Genomic DNA, 20,455 nt, shown 5'->3' with positions numbered 1-20,455 from the left:
GGACGGGAGCGGCGCGGGAGACCGGCTTCGCCTGACCACTTGTTGATCACCCCGCGCGTGAATGCCGAATGACGGTGACGCGGTTTAGCGAAGGGAACGATTTCACCGCCATTGACCATGGGCTTTGACAAACAGTTCATGGGTAACAGGCCGCGGTCGCGGGTAGTGGTCGCGCTGAGCCCAAGTCGAGAGTTGATCTTGGACGAGGCGGATCCGCGTCGATTCCGGAGCGCGACGGCACCCCAGGGCAGGGCGGATCAAACTCATATGATCACCTGGATACGATGAAGGGCGGAATGTCTACGCAGGTGTGGACGGAGTTGGGAGCGAGCGAGCACATGTCGGATTTCGAGCTCAACCATCAGGGCGGGCGCCTGCCCCTCGAGGTGACGGAGGCCACGGAGGGGCCGTCCGGTCTGGGAATCAGCGCACTGCTGAAAGAGACCGGTCACGTCACTCTTGACCCCGGCTTCACCAACACCGCGTCCACCACGTCGGCGATCACTTACATCGACGGCGACGCGGGGATCCTGCGCTACCGCGGCTACCCGATCGACGAGCTGGCCGAGAAGTCGTCCTTCCTCGAGGTCGCCTACCTGCTCATCCACGGTGAGCTCCCCACCTCCGCGCAGCTGGAGGACTTCACCGACAACATCCGCCGCCACACGCTCCTGGACGAGAAGTTCCGCGCGTTCTTCTCGGCGTTCCCGCGGCGCGCCCACCCGATGGCGGTGCTGTCGTCCGCGGTCAGCGCCCTGTCGACGTTCTACCAGGACAGCCTCGACCCGTTCGACGAGGAGCAGGTAGAGCGCTCCAGCATCCGGCTCATCGCCAAACTGCCGACGATCGCGGCGTACGCGTACAAGACCTCGATCGGCCAGCCGCTGCTCTACCCCGACAACTCCCACGGGTACGTCGAGAACTTCCTGCGCATGACATTCGGCCTGCCGACCGAGCAGTACGAGGTCGACCCGAACATCGTGAAGATCCTCGACATGCTCTTCATCCTGCACGCCGACCACGAGCAGAACTGCTCGACGTCCACCGTGCGGCTCGTCGGGTCCAGCCACGCCAACCTGTTCTCGTCCATCTCCGCCGGTGTGGACGCGCTGTTCGGCCCGCTGCACGGCGGCGCCAACCAGGCCGTCCTGGAGATGCTGGAGAACATCCACAACGAGGGCGGCGACGTCGAGTCGTTCGTCCGCCGGGTCAAGAACAAGGAGCCCGGCGTCAAGCTGATGGGCTTCGGCCACCGGGTCTACAAGAACTACGACCCGCGCGCAGCCGTGGTCAAGAAGGCCACCCGCCAGGCCCTCGACCTGCTGGGCAAGCCCGACCCGCTGCTCGACCTGGCGATGCGCCTCGAGGAGGTCGCGCTCAACGACGACTACTTCGTCGAGCGCAAGCTCTACCCGAACGTCGACTTCTACACCGGCGTGATCTACAAGGCCATGGGCTTCCCGACCAACGCGTTCACCGTGCTGTTCGCGCTCGGCCGGCTGCCCGGGTGGATCGCCCAGTGGCGCGAGATGATGAGCGACCCGTCCACCAAGATCGGCCGCCCGCGGCAGGTGTACGTGGGCGAGACCGAGCGCCACTACGGCGACATCGCCTCCCGCTGAACAACGGGCTCGGCCGGTGAACGCCACGGGCTGAGCCCACCGCCGCCCAGCCGCGCCGTACCGCGGCGGGGCCGCCAGCGACACGAGCGGACGCACTGCCTCCGTCAGCACACCAGATGTGTGCGAACGGGGGGCGGTGCGTCCGTTCGAGCTTTCAGGGCAGATCACCTCGGCGCGGGGCCGGGTTAGCCTGAAAGCTGCGGCTGCCCTCGGCGAAAGGCTTCGGACGATGCCCTCCCTGGTCGAACCGGACCTCGCGAACCTCGACTTCTGGGCCAGGCCGCAGTCCGAACGCGACGCGCTGTTCGCCTCCCTCCGTACGGCGGACGGTCCCGTCTACTGCCCGCTGCCGACCGGGCCCGGCTTCTACGCGCTGACACGGTACGACCAGGTGGCGGAGGCGAGCCGCAGACCCGACGTGTTCAGCTCCGAGCCGACCTCGGTCAGCCTGGTGGACCCGGCACCAACCGTACGCGAGTACTCCGGCTCGATGATCAGCCTGGACGACCCGCGGCACGCCCGGCTCCGGCGCATCGTCTCCCGCTCGTTCACCCCGCGCATGATCCAGAAGTTCGCGGACGACGTGACGGCGCTCGCCGTGCGGATCGTGGACGACCTTGCCGAACGGGGTCCGTGCGACTTCGTGGAGAACGTCGCGATGCCGATGCCGCTGCGGATCATCTGCGACCTGATGGGCATCCCCGGCTCCGCGTACGGCGACGTCATCGACGCGACGACCGCCATCCTCGCCGTCGGCGACCCCGACTACGTCGCGCCGGACGGCACCAGCCGCGAAGGCGTCCTCGGCGAGAAGTTCGGCATCCTGCACGAGCTCATGGGCGAACTCGGCCGCCAGCGCCGGGAACGGCCCGCCGACGACCTGGTCACCGCGCTGCTCCACGCCAACGTCGACGGCGAGGCGCTCAGCGACATCGAGCTCAAGCGCTTCTTCAGCCTGCTGGTGGTCGCGGGCAACGAGACGACGCGCAACGCGCTGTCCCACGCGCTGGCGCTCTTCACGTCCAACCCCGAGCAGCGCGCCCGGCTCCTGGCCGACCTGGACGAGCACCTGCCCGGCGCGGTCGAGGAGGCCGTACGGTACGCGACGCCGGTGACCTGGATGCGCCGCACGCTCACCCGGGACCACACGTTGAACGGCCACACCTACGCGGAGGGCGATCGTGTCGTCCTCTACTACAACTCGGCGAACCGCGACGACGGCGTCTTCAAGGACCCGTACTCGTTCGACATCACGCGCTCCCCCAACCCGCACTTCGGCTTCGGCGCTCCGGGCCCGCATTTCTGCCTGGGCGCCCACCTGGCCCGCCGCGAGGTGGCCGTCCTGTTGCGCGAGTTGTTCACGCGCCTGCCCGACGTCCACGCCACGGCCGAGCCTGTACGGCAGCGGACCAGCTTCATCAACGGCGTGAAGTCCCTGCCCTGCGCCTTCTGATGCACGGCCTCAGGCTCGACGTCTCGCGCGCCGCGAACACCTGAACGGGGTTATCCCCAGAATCGCGTTCTACTTCCGTGGCGCGCCGTTCGGCCGGAGGGTGGTCGGTGCCACGCCAGCCACACCGCCGAGGAGGCTCAGGTCATGCCCGCCACGATCACCTTTACCGTGCCCGCCAAGACCACCACGTGTTTCGTCGTCGCCACCGAGAACGAACCGGACGACACCCGCCTCTCGATCCGCCGCCGTCTCTCTCCGCCCTTCGCGGACGCCGCCTTCGAGAGGCTCGGCGGCTCACGGCTCGCCATCACCAACTACCAGGTCCTGGACTCCCCCTGGGACCTCGCCGACACCGCCTCCGCCGAAGACCCGGAGGTCGAGGCGCGCGTCCGCAAGGCGACCTACCACATCGGCGTCACCGCCCTGCTCCCGGTCGCCGACCAGCCGTTCGGCAGCCGGCTGGCCCGCGCCGTGGCCCGGGCGATCGCCGGCGCCGTGCACGGTTCCGTCGTCGACCTCAACACCGACCGGATCCTGCTCAACCACCCGCAGGTCCCCGAAGGCTCCAAGGAACGCAGCCGCTTCATCATGGCCGACGACTGGCTCGGTGCATGGCTGCCGTCCGAGGAGGAGCACTGCGCGGCGGCCAACAGCTCGGTCGACAGCTGCGACTGCGTCGAGCTCACCACACGGGGGCTGCGCCGCTTCGGCCTGCCCGAGCTGCAGATCTCCGGGGTCTCGTGCCCGCACGACCTGGCCGCGCTCAACGTCCTGCGCGCGACCGCACAACGGTTACTGCCGCTCGGCCGGATCCCCGGCACCCACTCCCTGTCCCCCGACCTGCCCCTCGAAAGCGACGACTTCGCCACCTACTGGGGCGTCACCGATCCCCTCTGGACCGACGGCCCGCTCCCCGTTCGCCTCACGCCACGAAGCCTGCGCACCCTCTCCGTCGGGCCGCCCCACTCCTTCGAGGGCTCCCTGAACGAATGGCTCTGGGACGAACTCCCGCCGGTCATGTACGACCTCCTGGGCTGCACCCCCGACCCCCTCCCCACCTGAAGCCCCGCCAACACCAACCCCTGAATGCCACCCGCCCCATCCCCCATGCGCACCCTGCTCTCCAAGTCGCCCCTGAGGGACCAATCCACCCCGGTCAACGTGTCGCAGAAACCCACGACTCCTTGACCGGGATGGCCGGCCAGGGGCGTACCTCAAAGTCGGCGTCCGTGGCGAGCGGCGTCCAGGTGCGTGCCTCGTGGGGGCGGGGGAGGGAGGCAGCCCGGTGTTGGCTGGTGACCGACGACAACTCCGCGAGATGCGTGCCTGGACGTCTCGGAATAGGGCAGGCGACTTTGAGAGACGTCCTAGGTGTACTGCCAGAGAGGTCGGGGGCGCGGCTGGCTGGGGGAGGCCGCCGAGTGCGGTGTGGCCGCGGTGATGGTTGTAGATGTGCAGCCAGGGGTCAAGGGCGGCGTGGCGTTCGGTTCCTGTCTGGGAGGGGCGTGGGTAGGCCCACCACAGCAACCTTCGACGCCCCCGTGCCCTGCACGCGGCAGTGGCCGACAACGCACCGCGCAGCAGCGCCCGCAACGCGGCAACAGCACGCAGCACAGAAGCGGCACGCAGCGCGCAGCAAAGAAGCGGCCCGCAGCGCGACAGCGGCGTGCAATGGCGGCATGCAATGCGACTTCGGCGCGGCCTCGGTGCACGGTGTGGCGGCGGTCGGGGGATTGCCGGGCCGTGGAGGCGGGTGCAGTTGAGGAGGTCGTGCCACGACTGCCGGGCGCCGATGCGGACCAGCGCGATCACGCCGGGTGCGCGCTGCCAGGCTCAAAGCAGGTGCCGACGGTCCGGTCGTGCGGCCGTGTCCAGGCGCTGAACGCGGCGACCGGGCCGGCTGACCCCGGCGTAGCAGGCGACCAGCCACACCGCCGCGACCACTTCGAAGACGATCGCGGTCACCAGCGCGGCGTTCATGGGCGAGAGCCGGAACTCCAGGCCGAGCGCCTGGTAGGCGTTCTCGCCCAGGGAGGCGAAGTCGACGAGCACCACGATCACCGGGACCGCGAAGTAGAGGACGAGGACGGCGACGAACGACCACCCGGGCAAAGGTCAGGAGGTTGGGATCAATTCGAGGATCGAGCGCGAGCCGGCCGGGGTGACCGAGCCGATCTCAAGGCCGATGGGCTTGGCCAGTTCGCCGAGTTGGGCGAGGGTGCGTTCCCTGCCGCTGACGTAGCAGAGCATGCGCAGGTCGCCCTCGGTATTCGGGTCGCCGTCCTCGGTCTCGGCGATGTGGTCCACGACGAGCACCTTCCCCGTCGTGGAGGCCGCCTCGGCGCACCGTTGCAGGATGCGGGCGGCATGTTCATCGTCCCAGTCGTGGAGGACACCTGAGAGCACGTAGCCACCTGCTCCGGCGGGAAGAGCGTCGAAGAAGCTGCCGGCCTGCGCGTCGGCTCGATCAGCCAGGTCCGCCGAGGCGATGGCCCGTTCGGCGCGGGCCGCCGGCCCGGCAAGGTCGAGCACCGTCCCCCGCAGGCCGTGGTGACCGCGAAGGATGGCGATCAGCAAGGTGGCGTTGCCGCCGCCCACGTCGACGACATGACCGAGTGCGCCCCACGGATAGGACGCGGCCACAGCGGGCGCGTCCTCCACCAGCCGTCCTCCCATCAGGGCGTCGAACGACTCCGCGAGCGCGGGGGCAGCTGACAGGTCATCCCAGTACGCCTTGCCGAACTGACGCGGGAACGCGGGCTCGCCGGTACGCACCGTGTGCAACAACTGAACAAAGCAGAGATCAGCGCGCCCGATCGCGCCCTCCAGATCGAGCCACGCCCGAAGCCCTTCCGGATCATCGTCACGGAGCTGCTCCCCCAGGCCGGTCAGCCCGTACGACTCGGTGCCCGTCCGTACCAGCACACCGGCGACGACCAGGTGATTCATCACCCGCCCCAGCGCGTCCTGGTCGACGTCCGCCGCCGCGGCCAGCGCCTCGGTCGTCTGTGCGCCCGCGGCGATGTGATCGGCCAGCCGCAACGTCGCCGCCACCCGGATGGCCATCGGGGTCACCAGGTCGGCGGCTTTCCACAGGGCCCCACCCCAACCGGTCGCTTCCTCGGTCATGGCGCCTCCCTGGTCTACGGCCGTCTGCTCCGCCCGTCGCACGACGTCACCCATAAAACGCTATCTCTGCAGCCTGGACGCCCCAAGCCAGGACAAGGCCGCAACCTGCCAAGCCGAGGCAATGCCCGTGATGGCGGCGAAGCGCTCCGCGGTGTCGGCCACCAGCGACAGAGGTCACGGACCGGGGAGATGAGTTAGGGCTGCGGGGCTACTCCCCGGCGGCGTCGGTCATGAGTCCCGGAGTTGATTGTCACTGGCGGCCGGTTCCTCGCGCGCTTGTCACCGAGGTCGGCAGTCTGGACAGGCGCAAAGCCGGTCGATGGCGGCGTGGCGGTCGCAACGGACGCCCACCGACCTTCGGCCTCACTTCCTGCAACTCCGCAACTTCGTCGAACGTCGCATCAACCGGTCGAGACCGGCGCGGCGCCGGCACCTGTACGGCAGATTCGCCCCTCTGCGAGGGAGACGTCGTCCTGGTGAGCGTCCCCACGGCTCAACGCAGGATCTACCGGACGCGACTACGCGGGGACGGTGCCGGGCCGGGAGCGGAGGTCTTTCAGCCGTTCGGCGGTCAGGTCGTAGCGCGTGGTCAGGTAGATGGCGACGCCCATGAAGACGGCGGGGACGAGGACGCCACCGTAGAGGACGGCGTTGATGGCGCTTTCGGGTTGGGCCACCGGCTCGTCGGGTTCGGAGGAGACGAAGCCCGCGGCGGCGAGCACCCAGCCGAGCAGAAGCGCACCGAAGGCCATCATGACGGTTTCGGTCGCCGTCCAGAGGCCGGTGAACGTGCCTGAACGGCGCCGCCCACATTTCAGCTCGTCGTACACGAGGGTGTCGGCGAGCATCGAGAACTGCATCAACTGCAAACCCGCGAAACCGACGCCGATGACGACCACGCACAGGTGCGCGTACACCAAGCCGAAGGCGGGGGTGAACGCCTGGGCCACGCCGCCGAGCAGGAACAGTGTGCTCGACACCAGCATGCTGCCGCGCTTGTCGTACCTGCGCGAGAACCGTACCCACGCGGGCATGGTGATCAGCATCGGCCCGATGAAGAGCAGGAACAACGTGGTGATCGCGCCGGTGTCCTCGAGGATGTACGACGCGAAGTAGGGCGCGCCGGCGAGCATCACGCCGACGGCGAGCATCTGGGCCGCGCTCAGGCCGAGGAGCAGCATGAACGGGGTGTTCGCGCGGGCCGCCCTTAGTTGTTCGCGTGCGGAGGTGTGCTCGGCTTCGGCACGGACGATGCGCGGCGCGCGGGCGGTACCGAGGTACGTGGCGATCATCGAGAGGAGGAGCACCCCGCCGATGACGAAGCCCATCAGCCGGTAGCCGCCGATCGAGGCCTCGCCGTCCTCGGAGTTCGCCAGGATCGGCGCGAGGCCGCCCGAGATGAGGATCGCCATGCCGAGGAAGATCATCCGCCAGGTGAGCAGGCCGCTCTGCTCGTGGTAGTCGTCCGTCATCTCCGCCGGCATCGCCTTGTAGGGCACCTCGAACAGCGCGAACGCGGAGGCCGCGAGGAAGAAGCAGCCGCCCACGTACAGCGCGGCGGGGAGGCCTGTCAGCGACGTTCCGGCGAAGGTGAGCACGAAGGTCGGTGGCAGCACCACCGCGCCCGCCAGCAGCCAGGGACGCCTGGACGATGAACGGTCGGAGAGCCGCCCCACGTACGGGTTGATCAGCAGGTCCCAGGCCTTCGGCAGGAAGATGGCCAGGCCCGCCGCGGCGGCGGGGACGTCCAGGACGTTGGTCATGTAGTAGAGCAGGAGCAACCCGGGAACGGTGTTGAACGTCCCGGCGCAGAAGGAGCCGAGGCCGTAGCCGACGCGCAGCGAGCGGGGCAGGGGCATGCGCCATTAGATACCGGTTTGCCCGCCGGGTGGAAGGTGAGGATTTTCGATCCGGGCGGGACTGCCGGTTCACTACGGGCATGAGCTCTCTCGAGGTGGTGCTGGCCGATGTCGCCGCGGAACGTCGGGCGCAGGAACGGATCTGGGGCGTCCAGGAATTTCCCGACGGCACCGGGCCCGAGTACGAGGCGCGGGCGGACGAGGCCAAGGCCGAGGTCGGGGCGTCTTCGAAGCGCGGCCGGCTGACCTGGCGCCACATCCTCACCGAGGAGTTCTACGAAGCCCTCGCCGAGTCCGATCCCGTTCGTCTCCGCACGGAACTCGTGCAGACGGCCGCGGTGGCCGTCCAGTGGATCCAGTCGCTCGACCGGCGCCACGGCGGTTCACCCCACGCCACCACGGCGAACACCGCCGACGGTCGGGAGAAGCTCGTCCGCGATCGCATTCCGGAGATCATCGAGCGGGCCGGCCGAACGCCCGAGGCGCGGGTGGCGGAGGACGGCGAGTTCGAGACGTTCCTGCGCGCCAAGCTCTATGAGGAAGCGGGAGAGTACGTCTCCAGCGGCGATCCGGCCGAGCTCGCCGACATCCTCGAGGTCGTCCACGCCCTGGCCGCCGTGCACGGTCTCGATCAGGCCGAGCTCGAACACCTGCGCGCCGCGAAAGCGGCAGAACGCGGCGGCTTCACCGCCCGCCTCGTCCTGCGAACACGCCCCACCGCCGACTGACCCCATCTCCTACCGACGCTTGGAGCTGACTCCGCCGATATCGCCGTGCGAGCCCGCGAGCACGCCGTCAAGGTCGGCTTCTACGCCGAACGTCCCTAGGCCGGCCGACAGCGACGTCACGCTCGGCGGCCCCACCGGCGCCCAGGCCCTGGCGGACGCTCGCGCAGTGGAGACAGGGCTGACGCGAAGGCCCGACTGGAACAACTCGGACCAGACGCCCTCAGCAGACACCACCAGCCCGACACCTCGGCAGGCGTCTCGGACCGCACCTCGGACATACACGAACGCCGGGCTGACGCGAGGCTGGGCTGACGCGAGGCCTGGTCGAACGCGAGGCCTGGTCGAACGCGAGGCCTGGTCGAACGCGAGGCCTGGTCGAACGCGAGGCCTGGTCGAACGCGAGGCCTGGTCGGATGCAGGGTTGGTCGGATGCGGCGGCTGGGCGGGCCAGATGGTTGGGCAGCGTGGGTCAGACGGCTCCGATCCGCTGAGCGATGGCGGCGGGTAGTGGGTAGACGCGTTCTTTGGGGAGGAACGTCTTCGCCTTGGTGGCCTGGCCGTCCTGGAGGAGCCGGTGGATCTTCCGGACCTGCGGGGTGAGGTCGTCGATGGAGACGGTCCACTCGTCCGCGTACCGGTCGATGACGTGGCGGCTGAGGCCTACCTGGATGCTGCGGGCGTCGAGGGTGGCGCCGCGCAGGGTGCGTTCGGGATCCCACTGGACGTGCACCTGCGAGTCAGCGAAGCGGGCGCGCCATTCATCGCTGCTGCGGAAGATCCGCCGGTCGGGATGGGTGGGGACGGCCATGGAGAGGGCCTCTTCCCAGCCCGAACGGGCGATCCGGACGGCGAGGATCATCTCCTGGCCTGGCTTGCGGGCCCAGTTGCTCCGCGCCATCAGCCAGAGGAACGACGGCTTGATCCACGTCATCCGGCCGCGCGAGAACGGGGGCACGAACCGGCCGTTTTCGACGGCGGGAACGGCGATCTCGGGGCGGTACGCCTGGTAGACCGTGATTGTTTCACGGTCGTAGGTGGCGCGGATCTCGTGCGTCTTCATCGTGTCCAACCGTGCCGGTGGGATCCGGCGTGCGGCAACGGGTTTTCTAGCGCGGCCTGACCAGGCCGGTCTCATAGGCGATGATGACGAGCTGCGCGCGGTCGCGGGCCTGGAGCTTGGCCAGGAGGTGCCCGATGTGGGTCTTCACGGTGGCGAGGCCCAGCCGCAGGTGTTCGGCGATCTCGGTGTTGGAGAGGCCGCGGGCGATGAGCGTGAGGACCTCGCGTTCACGTTCGGTCACCCCGTCGAGTTCGCGCGCGAACGGCTGGGACGGCTCGGGGCGGCGGGCGAACTCGGCGATGAGGCGCCGGGTGACGGTCGGCGCGAGCAGCCCCTCTCCGGCGGCGACCACACGGATGGCGGTGAGCAGGTCGGCGGGCGGGGTGTCCTTGAGCAGGAAGCCGCTGGCCCCCGCCCGGAGCGCGGAGTAGACGTAGGCGTCCAGGTCGAACGTGGTGACGATCAGCACCCGGACGTCGGGAATCTCGGGCGAGGAGCAGATGCGGCGGGTCGCCTCGATACCGTCCATCTCGGGCATCCGGACGTCCATGAGCACCACGTCCGGACGTTCCTTGAGGGCGAGTTCGCAGGCCTCGACGCCGTCGCCTGCCTCACCGACGACCTGCAGCCCGGGCGCGGCCTCCACGAGCACCCGAAAACTTCCCCTGAGCAGTGCCTGGTCGTCGGCGACCAGGACGCGTACGTCCACCTTCACCTCTCCGCGGAGTCGTAGGGCCAGCGGGCTGATACGGCGAAGCCGCCTTCGGGGCGGGGGCCCGCGCTGAGTTCTCCGCCGTACATCATCACGCGTTCGCGCATGCCGATCAGCCCGTGCCCTTGCCCCGGCACAGGGCCGCCGGGCAGAACCCGCGTGCCGGGCCCGTCGTCGGTGACCGAGAGCCGTAGCTCTTGCCCGTCCGCGACGACGGAGACCCTGCACCGTGCGGGCGCGGCGTGCTTGACCACGTTCGTCACCGCCTCCTGAACGATCCGGTAGACCGACAAGGCCACACCTTCCGGAAGCTCTGGTGCCTGGACGTCGAGGTCGACCCGCACACCGGCCATGGCCGCACGATCCGTGACCCCGGCCAACGCGGCGAGCCCAGGCGCCGGCATCAGCGGCGCACCCTCCCCCACCCCCGTTACCAAGAACGCGTCCGGTACATGTGAACCACCACCGGACGTATCCAGCACGCGCACGCCAACGTCAGACGAACCCGGCGTGCGCCAGCCGCCACCAGACACGTCCGGCACGCGTGAACCACCGCCGGACGTATCTCCCATATTTAGACCACCGCTGGTCCCATCCCCGACGGGCGGGTCTTCGTCCTCAGCGTCGAGCGGATGGTGGCCCTCGCCGGACGCCTCTGGTACGAACGGGCCAAGACCCTCGGTGTCCGGCCCATGCGGGCCGCTGCCCTTTGTATCGGGCCCGCGCCGGCCGCCGCCAGATGCCTCGGGCGCGTGCGGCTCGAAACCCTCGGTGTCCGACACGTGCGGATCGCCGCCTTCAGCGTCAGGCGCGTGCTGGCCGCCACTGAACGTGTCAGGCACCTGCACGCCGACACCGTCCACATCAGACACGAGCGACCCCACACCCTCAGTGTCTGGCACGTGCGCGCCGCCTACGCCTTTAGCGCCTGGCTGACGCGGGCCGGCACCCTCAGTGTCTGGCACGTGCGGGCCGGCACCCTCAGTGTCTGGCACGTGCGGATCAGCGCCGGATGTGCCTGTCGCTTGCAGACCGACGCCGGTCGCGTCCGCCACGCGCGGGTTACCGCCGTTCGCATCCGGCGCTTGCGGGCCGATGCCTGGCGTGGCTGCTGCGTGATCGCCGGGGTGAGGAGCGGCTGGGAGACGCGGCTGGATGCCCGGCACGTCCGAGGGGTGCCGGCCACCGCGAGAGGCTTCCGGCGTTCGGTGGGTGTTGGAGGGGGCGCTGGGGGCGGGAGCTGGGGCGATGCGGGGGGATGTGGGCGGGGCGGAGAAGTGGTTGCTGGAGGGGGTGGCGGTGGGGGTGTGGTCGGGGGTGGTGCGGAGGACGCCGAGGAGCTGACGCATTTCGATCAGGGCGGCGCGGCCGGTGGCTTCGATGATCTGGAGGGCCTCGCGGGCCTCTTCGGGGCGGGACTCGGCGACGTGGTTGGCCACTCCGGCCTTGACCACGATGAGGCTCATGTTGTGCGCGACGACGTCGTGCATTTCGCGGGCGATGCGGAGGCGTTCGTCGGTGACGGCGCGTTCGGCCAGCTGGGCGGTGGTGCGTTCGGCGTGCGCGCGGCGTTCGCGGAGGGCGCGGCCGAGCGTCCAGGAGCCTCCCACGAGGGACAGTCCGAGGGCGACGGTGCCGATGATCGCGGCGTTGCGGCTGCTCGGACCCACGACAGCGGTGAGGACGAGGAGCAGGATGCTCGTCACGCCGATGGCGGACGTGGGGATCCAGCGGCGGCGCGGCTGGGTGAGGGCGACCGGGTAGAGGGCGAAGGCCGCCGCCACGAACATGTCGTTCGGCATGCCCAGCGCGAGCGACGTGAGGGTGAGTGCGAGTGCCAGGGTGAAGACGGGCAGCGGCCACAGGCGGCGGGCGGCCAGGGGCAGGCCGGTGGCGGCGGTCAGGAGCATCGCCGGAACGTCATGGGCGGTGAAGCCCATCATCATGAACGTGTACGCGACGGCGGCCAGGGCGTCGAGCGCGATGAGGCGGCGCCGGTCGAGTCGGCGGACGACGAAGGGGCGCAGCTCGGGTTCGTCCATGGACACGACGGTATCCGGCCTGTTCCCGGGCCCACGTCCGGCCAGGGGACGTCATACCTGGGTCTGAGATCGGGGCGGCGGGGCGGGCTAGTTCCGGCCCTGGGCTGACGGGCAGGGCGAGACCCTGCTCCGATGTGCGCGGCGTGGCCCATGCGGAACGGTGAATCCTGTGATCGAGGTATCTGAACTCACCAAACGTTACGGCCGGACGGTCGCGGTCGACGGGTTGTCCTTCGAGGTGAAGCCGGGGCGGGTGACCGGCTTCCTGGGGCCGAACGGGGCGGGCAAGTCCACGACGATGCGGGTGCTGCTCGGACTGGACGCGGCGTCGTCCGGCACGGCGCTGATCGGCGGGCGGCGGTACGCCGGGCTGCGGCGTCCGCTGCACGAGGTCGGAGCGCTCCTGGACGCGAACGCGGTGCACGGCGGCCGGTCGGCGTTCGTTCACCTCAAATGCCTGGCGCGGACCAACGGCATCGGTGTGCGCCGGGTGACCGAGGTGCTGGAGCTGGTGGGGCTGGCGGGCGCGGCCCGCAGGCATGTCGGAGGCTTCTCGCTCGGGATGAGGCAACGTCTCGGGATCGCGGCGGCGCTGCTGGGCGATCCGGGTGTGCTGATGTTCGACGAGCCGGTGAACGGCCTCGACCCGGACGGTGTGCGGTGGATCCGCGAGCTGATGCGGTCGCTGGCCGCCGACGGCCGCACGGTCCTGATCTCCAGCCATCTGATGACGGAGATGGAGCTCACCGCCGACCGGCTGATCGTGATCGGGCGGGGCCGGCTGATCGCCGACACCTCCGTGCGCGAGCTCGCCGAACGGTTCGGGCGCGGAATCGCCGTGCGCACGCCGCGGGCCGCCGATCTCACCGGCGTGCTGGCCGCGGCGGGCGCCACGGTGGGCTCCGAGCCGTCCGGTGGGTTGTCGGTCCAAGGGCTCGCAGCCGACCGCATCGGCGAGCTGGCCGCGGCGCGCGGCATCCCGCTGTACGAGGTGATGCCGCGCGCGGCCTCTCTGGAGGAGGCGTACATGCGGCTGACCTCAGGCGAAGCCGACTACCGGGCCGAAGGAGCCGCCTGATGTCCGATGTCATCGCGGCCGAGTGGCTGAAGCTCCGGTCGATCCGGTCCACCTATTTCACGCTCGCCGTCCCCGTCGGATTCGTGGCCATGGCGGTACTGCTGGCGATCTACGCGGTGAACGTCTGGGACGGTCTGTCCCCGGCCGATCGCGACCATTTCGCGCTCTCCTCGCTCGCCACGTTGAACGCCGAGGTCACGGGGATCTGCGTCGCCGTCCTCGGAGTGCTGGCGATCACCGGCGAATACCGCACGGGCATGATCCGGACGACGCTCACCGCCGTTCCGCGGCGCCGGGTCCTGCTCCTCGCCAAGGCGGGCGTGGTCGGCGCGGTGAGCCTGGTGACCGGCCTGGTGGTCGTGTTCGGCACGTTCTTCATCACCGTGGCGATCGTCGGCGGGCGGCCGATCCGCGGCCAGCCGTCCGGCGTGGTGAGCGAGCTGCCCGAACTCTTCGCGCGCGTAGGCGCGGTGCCGGTCTTCGCGCTGTTCGGGCTGGGCCTCGCCGTCCTCCTGCGGTCGACGGCCGGCGCGATCGTCACCGTCTTCATGCTGGGGTACGTGGTGCCGATCCTGACCTCGCATCTGCCCGGCCCCTGGAACGAACGCCTCGGATCGTTCCTTCTCGGCGCGCTGCCCGGCCAGATCGTCGGCGGTGACAACGAGAATTCCGTCTACGGAGCCGTCCTGCCGCCTCCGGTGGCGCTCCTCGTCCTAGCCGCGTACGCCGCGCTCCCACTGACCGCAGCCGCCCTAACCCTCACCCGCCGCGACGCCTGACCCCGGCCCGTGCACCCCGGCCCGTGCACCCCGACCCGCACACCCTCTGACCCGCGTATCTCAGCCCCACAGCCCTCGGCCCGCATGCCTCAACCCGCACCCCTCGGTCCGCATGCCTCAACCCGCACCCCTCGGTCCGCGCACCTCCAGCCCGGACTCTCAGTCCGCGCACTCCAGCCCGTGCCTGAGGGGCTCGCGCACCCCGACCCACGCACCCGAGCGCGCGTCCCGCCCCGCGCATGCCAGCGCGTACCCACTCAGCTCGCACGAACCTCAGGCCCGCACACCCCGACCCACGCTCCCCAGCGTGCACTGCCAGTCCACGCATCCCAAACATGTACCCCGGCCCGCGCAAGTATCCAGCCCCGCGCGGATCTCAGCCCTGTGGGCCCTGGACCCGCGCGGGCCCACCCCGTGCACACCCCAGGCGTCACCCCGCCAGCGCACACACCTCTGCGTACGTACTTTTTCATCTGTGCGCCCCAATGCATGCACAACTGCCGCACAGACAGCTGGCGTACGGACGGTTAGCGCGACGGGGCCACGCGAACGGCGGAACGCCGACAGCGGGGCGCAACCGGCGCGGCACGGACGGCGCAGCGCGGACGGGTGCGGCGCGGACGGGCGTTGGGGTTGCTGTGAGTGTCGGGGGCGGCGGGCGGGGGCTGGCGGGGTGTTTGTCAGCAGAAGGGCGCGTCCCTGGCTGGGCCAGGGACGCGCCGTTCAGGGGTGCGGTCCGTGGGCTGGTCGGTGCCAGGGGACGCGCTGTACTGGTCGGTCCGGGTCAGCCGGCGCGCCGGTGGGCGATGCGGACGGCCAGCCGGTCCTGGAGCAGGCGGACGGCTTCGGGCAGGGTCGGCCCGGCGGCCTGTGCGCGGAGACGCCGGCCGTCGAGATCGACGACGACCTGGGCGAGCGCGGGCCTGGGCAGGGACGGGTCGTCGACGAGGCTCAGCGTCACCTGCGCCGAGGCGGCCTCGCCGGATGTCTCCGACAACGTCGAACGGACCGCCTCTTCGGCCGCCGAACGGTCGCTGTCAGTGACGTCGCCCGAAGTCAGGAAACGAACCTCGGGGAGCTCACGGATGTTCGAGTGCATGTTTTCCCCCAGTAACACGGTGGTCACTTAGAACAGGCCGCACCGTCACCGCGCGGCACTTCAGTCCCAATAAATAAGACTTCGCCGTGATTCCCTGGGTTGACGTCAGAGAGACGAGAGCTTCGTCACCCCGAACGCAGCGGCCCCCGGTTGTAGATCACGTGCTCGGGCGAGACGCGCACGTTGATGCGCCGCTCCCCCGGCCGGCGCCCCGGGTAGGCGTCCAGGCCGAGGTACTTGCGGGCGAGCCCGTCGATGACGGCGTCGGCTCCCTCGGTCTCCAGCCGCGCGGTCCCCGACACGTTCACGAAGTGGAACGCGTCGTCGGGGTCGAGAACGCTGACGGACACGCGTGCGTCGGCGCGCAGGTGCCGTTCCTTCGCACGTCCGATGGCGGTGTTGAAGATGACCTCGTCGCCGTCGACGTCCGCCCAGACGACCGTGCCGTGCAGTGACCCGTCCGGGCGCACGGTGGTCGCCCAGGCGAGCACCGGCCGGCCGATCAGCGCCTTCGCCTCGTCGGAGAGCTTGCCCACGGTTTCCTCCTCCGCTAGTGATCGATCGACTCCTGCAGTGGCAACCCCGTCATCCGGCTGCGCGTTCCCGCGACGCGAAAAATCGGCGGACGCGGTCTGCCATGGTCTGCGGATAACGCGTACGGTTACGTCGTCGGCCCCGCCCGATTAGTGACCGCCCGGTCGTTCGAGCGTGGTCCGTTAACGGTGGCAGAGGCGCATACCATGGATGTGTCAAGATGCCGAGAGTAGTTTTTTCATTCTTCCCAAATAGAGGGGCTGATCCTCTAACATGAGGACCGTTCCTCCGCCCGCGTGCGGGCCCGTCGACTGGCCGGGTGAGCCTTGCCCCAGGACGTAGCAGCCAACATCCCTCGGACCGAGGGCGACCCCGAAACCGGTCAATTGATCGAGTATCCGCGCCGTGGCGGTCCCACCGTGCTGCGCATCCTTCTCGGTTCCCAGCTGCGCCGCCTGCGCGAGGCCTGCGGGATCTCCACCGAGGAGGCCGGGTACGAGATCCGCGGCTCGCACTCCAAGATCAGTCGGATGGAGCTCGGCAAGGTCGGCTTCAAGGAACGCGACATCGCCGATCTGCTGACGTTGTACGGCGTCGACGACCCGGCCGAACGCGCCCCGCTGCTGGAGCTCGCCCGCGAGGCCAACACGCCCGGCTGGTGGCACCGCTACGGCGACATCCTGCCGAGCTGGTTCGAGGTCTACCTCGGCCTGGAAGAGGCCGCCTCGCTCATCCGTACGTACGAGGTCCAGTTCGTTCCCGGTCTCCTACAGACCGCCGAATACGCTCAGGCGGTCGTGCGGCTCGGATTCGCGGAAGCCTCCGAGGACGACGTCCAGCGCCGCGTGCGAGTACGAATGACCAGGCAGGAACGTTTCACGGCGCCCGGGGCCCCCACCCTGTGGGCGGTCCTCGACGAGGCGGTGCTGCGCCGCCCGCTCGGCGGCGGCAAGGTGATGCGCGGCCAGATCGAGCACCTCATCACGATGGCCGAGCTGCCGAACGTGACGCTCCAGGTCGTGCCGTTCGGCGCGGGCGGGCACGCCGCGGCGGGCGGCCCGTTCACCATCCTGCGGTTCGGCGAGCCCGGCCTGTCCGACGTCGTCTACCTCGAGCAGCTCACCAGCGCGCTCTACCTCGACAAGCCGGCCGACGTCGACATCTACATGAAGGCCATGAACAACACCTGCATCACGGCCGCCCGCCCCGACGACACCGTCGACATCCTCACCGGCATCCTCCGCCAGACCTGACCCACCGGCCCTCGCACGCCGCCCCCTTCGTACGCCCCACTCACCCGTGTGTCCCTCACGCATGTCTCGTCGGCCGGTGAGCGTCCACTCCGCCCCCATGCGTAGCTGCCATGCGCGTTCGTGCGTGGCTGCCATGCGCGTTCGTCCGTAGCCGCCATGCGCGTTCGTGCGGCTTGCTGGCGTTGGTCCGGCTGATTGGCCTGCGGCCCCGTGTGTTCGTGAGGGTTGTACGGGCTTGGCGTGGGAGTGGGTGGTGGTCATTGCGGGAGAACGGGGGCGGGGCGGCTGCGGCTGGTGCCTCGGAACTCGGCTATGACGGCGTTGTCGGAGGTTCGGCGGACGGTGACGTCGTAGAGGCCACTGCGGCCGAAGCGGGTGCGCTCGACGGCCGTCGCCTCCAGGACGTCGCCGGCGCGGGCGGGGGCCACGAAGACGACGTCCGCTGCGGCGGCCACGGTCACCGCGTCGTAGGTGTTGCAGGCGTAGGCGAACGCGGTGTCGGCCAGCAGGAAGAGGTAGCCGCCATGAGCGACGCCGTGGCCGTTCACCATGGCCTCGGTGAGGGTCATGCGCGCCTGGGCGCGGCCCGGTGCCACGCCGCCGATCTCGATGCCGAGGTGGTGGGCGGCGGTGTCCCGTTCGTACATGGCCTCGGCGCAGCGCCGCGCCACGTTCGCTGCGTCCGCCACGTTCGCTGCGTCCGCCGCGTCAGCCGCGTTTGGCGTACCGGTGCCCGCGTCGGCGGCCCCGCCGTCCTCCCCTTCGGGCGCGTCGGTGGGCGCGGGGTCGGGTGGGTCGGTCATCTGGTCAGCGTATTGATCGACGGCTGGCGGGGAAGGACCTTCCGGGCATCCGTATTTCGGGACCACGAAGGGAACCACCGGCGATGTTGTTCGGGCAGGAGCACGTCAAGCGGTACCAGGAGACCGACGGCGCGGAGGGGCACGACTGGCAGGGGACGACGACCCTGCTGCTCACCACGACCGGCCGGCGCAGCGGCAAACGGCGGACGACGCCGCTGATCTACCAGGAGCACGGCGGCGAGAACCTGGTCGTCGCCTCCAACGGCGGCTCCGACCGGCCGCCGGCCTGGTACCTGAACCTCCAGGACGACCCGGAGGTCGAGGTCCAGGTGAAGGGCGACAAGTACAAGGCCCACGCGCGTACGGCGACGCCCGAGGAGAAGCCGGAGATGTGGCGGACGATGACCGCGACCTGGCCTGAGTACGACAACTACCAGAAGAAGACTAAGCGGGAGATTCCGGTCATCGTCCTCGAGCGCGACTGAGGCATCGTCGAACGAACCCGAGAAAAGTTCGGGAGGCGTGTCGAGAAGGTGAGGACGGCTCCGACCAAGGGGTGAGAGGCGCCGCAGGGGCGCCGATGCCGAAGGAGCGGTCGAAATGAGCAAGGTCACCTGTGACATGGGCGTGTCGGTGGACGGATACGTGGCGGGACTCGGCCAGAGCCTCGACACCCCGTTCGGCGAGGGCGTGGGCGACCGCCTGCACGAGTGGATGTTCCAGCAGCCCGAGGAGAACGCCGAGGTCATCACGGAGATCACGAACGCGGGCGCCTTCATCATGGGCCGCAACATGTTCGGCCCCGACCGTGGCGACTGGGACCTGGACTGGACCGGCTGGTGGGGCGAGGAGCCGCCGTACCACGCGCCGGTCTTCGTCCTCGCCCACCGCCCGCGCGAGTCGTTCGCCCTGAAGGGCGGGACGACGTTCCACTTCGTGACCGGCGGGATCGAGGACGCGCTGGCCCGGGCGCGGGAGGCGGCCGGGGAGCGCTCCGTGTCGATCGCGGGCGGCGCCCACACGGTCAACCAGTACATGGCGGCGGGCCTGATCGACGAGCTGCGGCTGCACGTCGCGCCCGTCGTGCTCGGCCGGGGCGAGCGCCTCTTCGAGGGCGTGGGCGACGTCAGCCTGGAGCAGGTCTCGGTCCAAAGCACCAGTCTGGTGACGCATGTGACTTACCGGCCCGCGCGTTGAGGCGGTTCTCTTTTGCCGGAGGCGCGCGGACGTGTACGGTCGGCTGGTGAACATTCGTTCGAACGGATGAGGTGCCGAGGTGCCGACGTCACACAACGCCCGCGTGCTGCGGCGCTGGGACATCGGGGAGCCCGTGGCGGTGACTCCGCTGGAGGGCGACCGCAGCTGGCGGGTCGACACCGCGGACTCCTCGTACTTCCTCCGGGAGTACGAGGAGTTCGACCGGCGCGGCCTGCTCTTCCGGCATTCGGTGACCGCGGCGCTCGACGCGGCGGGGCTGCCCGTGCTCGCGCCGGTGCCGACGCGGGCCGGGCGCACGCTGGCGACCTCGGACGGGCGCGGCTACGCGCTGCACCCGTGGGTCGCGGGACGTCGCCGGGACGGCCTTGAGCTGACGTTCGGCCAGTGCGAACGGCTGGGCGGGCTGCTGGGCGGCCTGCACGCGGAGCTCGACCGGCTGACGGCGCCCGTCCAGCAGAGCCTGCTGATCCCGACGCCGTGCGCCGGGGACGCGGTGGCCGCGGTGGACGAGATGCTCGGGTCGCTGCCGGGCGAGGGCACCGACTTCGAGGCGCTGAGCGAACGGCGGCTGCTGGAGCGGCGGGCGCTGCTGGAGGAGCTGGCCGACCATCAGCCGCCGGAGATCGAGATCACCACGGTCGGGCATCTGCACGGCGCGTTCGGCGCGGGCAACCTGCGCTACGGCGGCGCGGGCAACGTCACCGCGGTGCTGGGCTGGGACGCGCTGACGACCGGGCCGCTCGCGGGTGAGCTGGTGCGCGCCGCGGCGGGCCTGTTCGCCCACGACGACGACCGGGGGCTCGACCTCGAGCGCGTGCGGGCGTTCGTGGCCGGGCACCGCGCGGCGTTCCCGCTGGACGCCGGGCAGATCCAGGGGGCCGTGCATCGCGAGTGGTGGGAGCGGCTGTGCGACGTCGAGCCGCTCCGGCACCGCTACCTCGGCCAGGGCCGTCCGCCCGCGCCCGGCCTGGTCACCTGGTGGTCGGCGAATCTGGAGCTGACGCTGGACGTCTTCGCGGCGCCCTACACCGAGCTTCCCGCCGACAACGGCGCCCTCAGCCCCGCCTACGGCTGAAATGATCTTCA

19 protein-coding genes are annotated in these 20,455 nt (G+C 70.0%); 10 read left to right on the top strand and 9 right to left on the bottom strand.

Annotated elements, in window-relative coordinates; genetic code table 11:
• Window positions 1–338: 338 nt before the first annotated feature.
• From ABZ810_RS38245 to ABZ810_RS38235, 3 genes are all read left to right on the top strand, one after another.
• Window positions 339–1,622, top strand: a complete 1,284-nt coding sequence (locus ABZ810_RS38245; protein WP_358411853.1) for a citrate synthase — start codon at window positions 339–341, stop codon at window positions 1,620–1,622.
• 229 nt (window positions 1,623–1,851) lie between these two features.
• Window positions 1,852–3,075, top strand: coding sequence for a cytochrome P450 (locus ABZ810_RS38240; RefSeq protein WP_358411741.1), 1,224 nt, complete (start codon window positions 1,852–1,854; stop codon window positions 3,073–3,075).
• A 144-nt stretch (window positions 3,076–3,219) separates the two neighbouring features.
• Window positions 3,220–4,137: a hypothetical protein gene (locus ABZ810_RS38235; protein WP_358411740.1), complete on the top strand. Its 918-nt coding sequence runs from the start codon at window positions 3,220–3,222 to the stop codon at window positions 4,135–4,137.
• Window positions 4,138–4,908: 771 nt separating this feature from the next.
• On the opposite strand, the gene ABZ810_RS38230 is transcribed toward ABZ810_RS38235, so the two are convergent.
• From ABZ810_RS38230 to ABZ810_RS38220, 3 genes are all read right to left on the bottom strand, one after another.
• Complete coding sequence (locus tag ABZ810_RS38230) at window positions 4,909–5,187, bottom strand: hypothetical protein (protein WP_358411739.1); 279 nt, start codon at window positions 5,185–5,187, stop codon at window positions 4,909–4,911.
• Window positions 5,188–5,190: 3 nt separating this feature from the next.
• Window positions 5,191–6,204, bottom strand: a complete 1,014-nt coding sequence (locus ABZ810_RS38225) for a methyltransferase (RefSeq protein WP_358411737.1) — start codon at window positions 6,202–6,204, stop codon at window positions 5,191–5,193.
• A 518-nt stretch (window positions 6,205–6,722) separates the two neighbouring features.
• Complete coding sequence (locus ABZ810_RS38220) at window positions 6,723–8,063, bottom strand: MFS transporter (protein ID WP_358411735.1); 1,341 nt, start codon at window positions 8,061–8,063, stop codon at window positions 6,723–6,725.
• Between the two features lie 80 nt (window positions 8,064–8,143).
• Between ABZ810_RS38220 and ABZ810_RS38215 the strand changes: the two genes are divergently transcribed.
• Complete coding sequence (locus ABZ810_RS38215) at window positions 8,144–8,791, top strand: nucleoside triphosphate pyrophosphohydrolase (RefSeq protein WP_358411734.1); 648 nt, start codon at window positions 8,144–8,146, stop codon at window positions 8,789–8,791.
• A gap of 469 nt (window positions 8,792–9,260) precedes the next feature.
• Here the strand turns inward: ABZ810_RS38215 and ABZ810_RS38210 are convergent, their stop codons facing one another.
• From ABZ810_RS38210 to ABZ810_RS38200, 3 genes are read right to left on the bottom strand one after another with little or no spacing between them, the layout of a single operon-like run.
• On the bottom strand, window positions 9,261–9,851 hold the full coding sequence (locus tag ABZ810_RS38210) for a DUF4291 domain-containing protein (protein ID WP_358411732.1): 591 nt from the start codon (window positions 9,849–9,851) through the stop codon (window positions 9,261–9,263).
• A gap of 46 nt (window positions 9,852–9,897) precedes the next feature.
• A complete protein-coding gene (locus ABZ810_RS38205) occupies window positions 9,898–10,560 on the bottom strand; it encodes a response regulator transcription factor (protein WP_358411731.1) in 663 nt (220 codons plus the stop codon).
• 2 nt (window positions 10,561–10,562) lie between these two features.
• Window positions 10,563–12,605 carry a histidine kinase gene (locus ABZ810_RS38200; RefSeq protein ID WP_358411729.1) on the bottom strand — a complete coding sequence of 681 codons (2,043 nt, stop codon included), beginning with the start codon at window positions 12,603–12,605 and terminating at the stop codon, window positions 10,563–10,565.
• A 169-nt stretch (window positions 12,606–12,774) separates the two neighbouring features.
• Between ABZ810_RS38200 and ABZ810_RS38195 the strand changes: the two genes are divergently transcribed.
• Both ABZ810_RS38195 and ABZ810_RS38190 read left to right on the top strand, forming a co-directional pair.
• Window positions 12,775–13,683: an ATP-binding cassette domain-containing protein gene (locus tag ABZ810_RS38195; RefSeq protein ID WP_358411727.1), complete on the top strand. Its 909-nt coding sequence runs from the start codon at window positions 12,775–12,777 to the stop codon at window positions 13,681–13,683.
• Window positions 13,683–14,462 (top strand): ABC transporter permease, encoded by a 780-nt coding sequence (locus ABZ810_RS38190; RefSeq protein WP_358411725.1) that lies wholly within the window; start codon window positions 13,683–13,685, stop codon window positions 14,460–14,462. The genes ABZ810_RS38195 and ABZ810_RS38190 overlap by 1 nt, the downstream gene beginning before the upstream one ends.
• Window positions 14,463–15,246: 784 nt before the next feature.
• On the opposite strand, the gene ABZ810_RS38185 is transcribed toward ABZ810_RS38190, so the two are convergent.
• The gene (locus ABZ810_RS38185; RefSeq protein WP_358411723.1) at window positions 15,247–15,561 is read right to left on the bottom strand and encodes a hypothetical protein; all 315 of its coding nucleotides are present in this window, start codon (window positions 15,559–15,561) and stop codon (window positions 15,247–15,249) included.
• A gap of 125 nt (window positions 15,562–15,686) precedes the next feature.
• Window positions 15,687–16,097: a PPOX class F420-dependent oxidoreductase gene (locus ABZ810_RS38180; protein ID WP_358411721.1), complete on the bottom strand. Its 411-nt coding sequence runs from the start codon at window positions 16,095–16,097 to the stop codon at window positions 15,687–15,689.
• Between the two features lie 384 nt (window positions 16,098–16,481).
• Between ABZ810_RS38180 and ABZ810_RS38175 the strand changes: the two genes are divergently transcribed.
• On the top strand, window positions 16,482–17,348 hold the full coding sequence (locus ABZ810_RS38175) for a helix-turn-helix transcriptional regulator (protein ID WP_358411719.1): 867 nt from the start codon (window positions 16,482–16,484) through the stop codon (window positions 17,346–17,348).
• Window positions 17,349–17,605: 257 nt separating this feature from the next.
• On the opposite strand, the gene paaI is transcribed toward ABZ810_RS38175, so the two are convergent.
• Window positions 17,606–18,151, bottom strand: coding sequence for a hydroxyphenylacetyl-CoA thioesterase PaaI (gene paaI / locus ABZ810_RS38170; RefSeq protein WP_358411717.1), 546 nt, complete (start codon window positions 18,149–18,151; stop codon window positions 17,606–17,608).
• An 83-nt stretch (window positions 18,152–18,234) separates the two neighbouring features.
• On the opposite strand from paaI, the gene ABZ810_RS38165 reads away from it, so the two are divergent.
• The 3 genes from ABZ810_RS38165 to ABZ810_RS38155 all read left to right on the top strand — a co-directional run bounded on the left by ABZ810_RS38165 (window position 18,235) and on the right by ABZ810_RS38155 (window position 20,444).
• Window positions 18,235–18,636 carry a nitroreductase family deazaflavin-dependent oxidoreductase gene (locus ABZ810_RS38165; protein WP_358411715.1) on the top strand — a complete coding sequence of 134 codons (402 nt, stop codon included), beginning with the start codon at window positions 18,235–18,237 and terminating at the stop codon, window positions 18,634–18,636.
• 115 nt (window positions 18,637–18,751) lie between these two features.
• On the top strand, window positions 18,752–19,348 hold the full coding sequence (locus tag ABZ810_RS38160) for a dihydrofolate reductase family protein (RefSeq protein ID WP_358411713.1): 597 nt from the start codon (window positions 18,752–18,754) through the stop codon (window positions 19,346–19,348).
• A 79-nt stretch (window positions 19,349–19,427) separates the two neighbouring features.
• The gene (locus ABZ810_RS38155) at window positions 19,428–20,444 is read left to right on the top strand and encodes a phosphotransferase (RefSeq protein WP_358411712.1); all 1,017 of its coding nucleotides are present in this window, start codon (window positions 19,428–19,430) and stop codon (window positions 20,442–20,444) included.
• The last annotated feature ends 11 nt before the right edge of the window (window positions 20,445–20,455 follow it).

Origin of the sequence: Spirillospora sp. NPDC047279 (assembly GCF_040643285.1) — a bacterium.
In the GTDB taxonomy this organism is placed as follows: domain Bacteria; phylum Actinomycetota; class Actinomycetes; order Streptosporangiales; family Streptosporangiaceae; genus Spirillospora.
The sequence above is the reverse complement of the archived record's forward strand: the minus strand, read 5'-3'. Positions and strand labels throughout refer to the sequence as shown.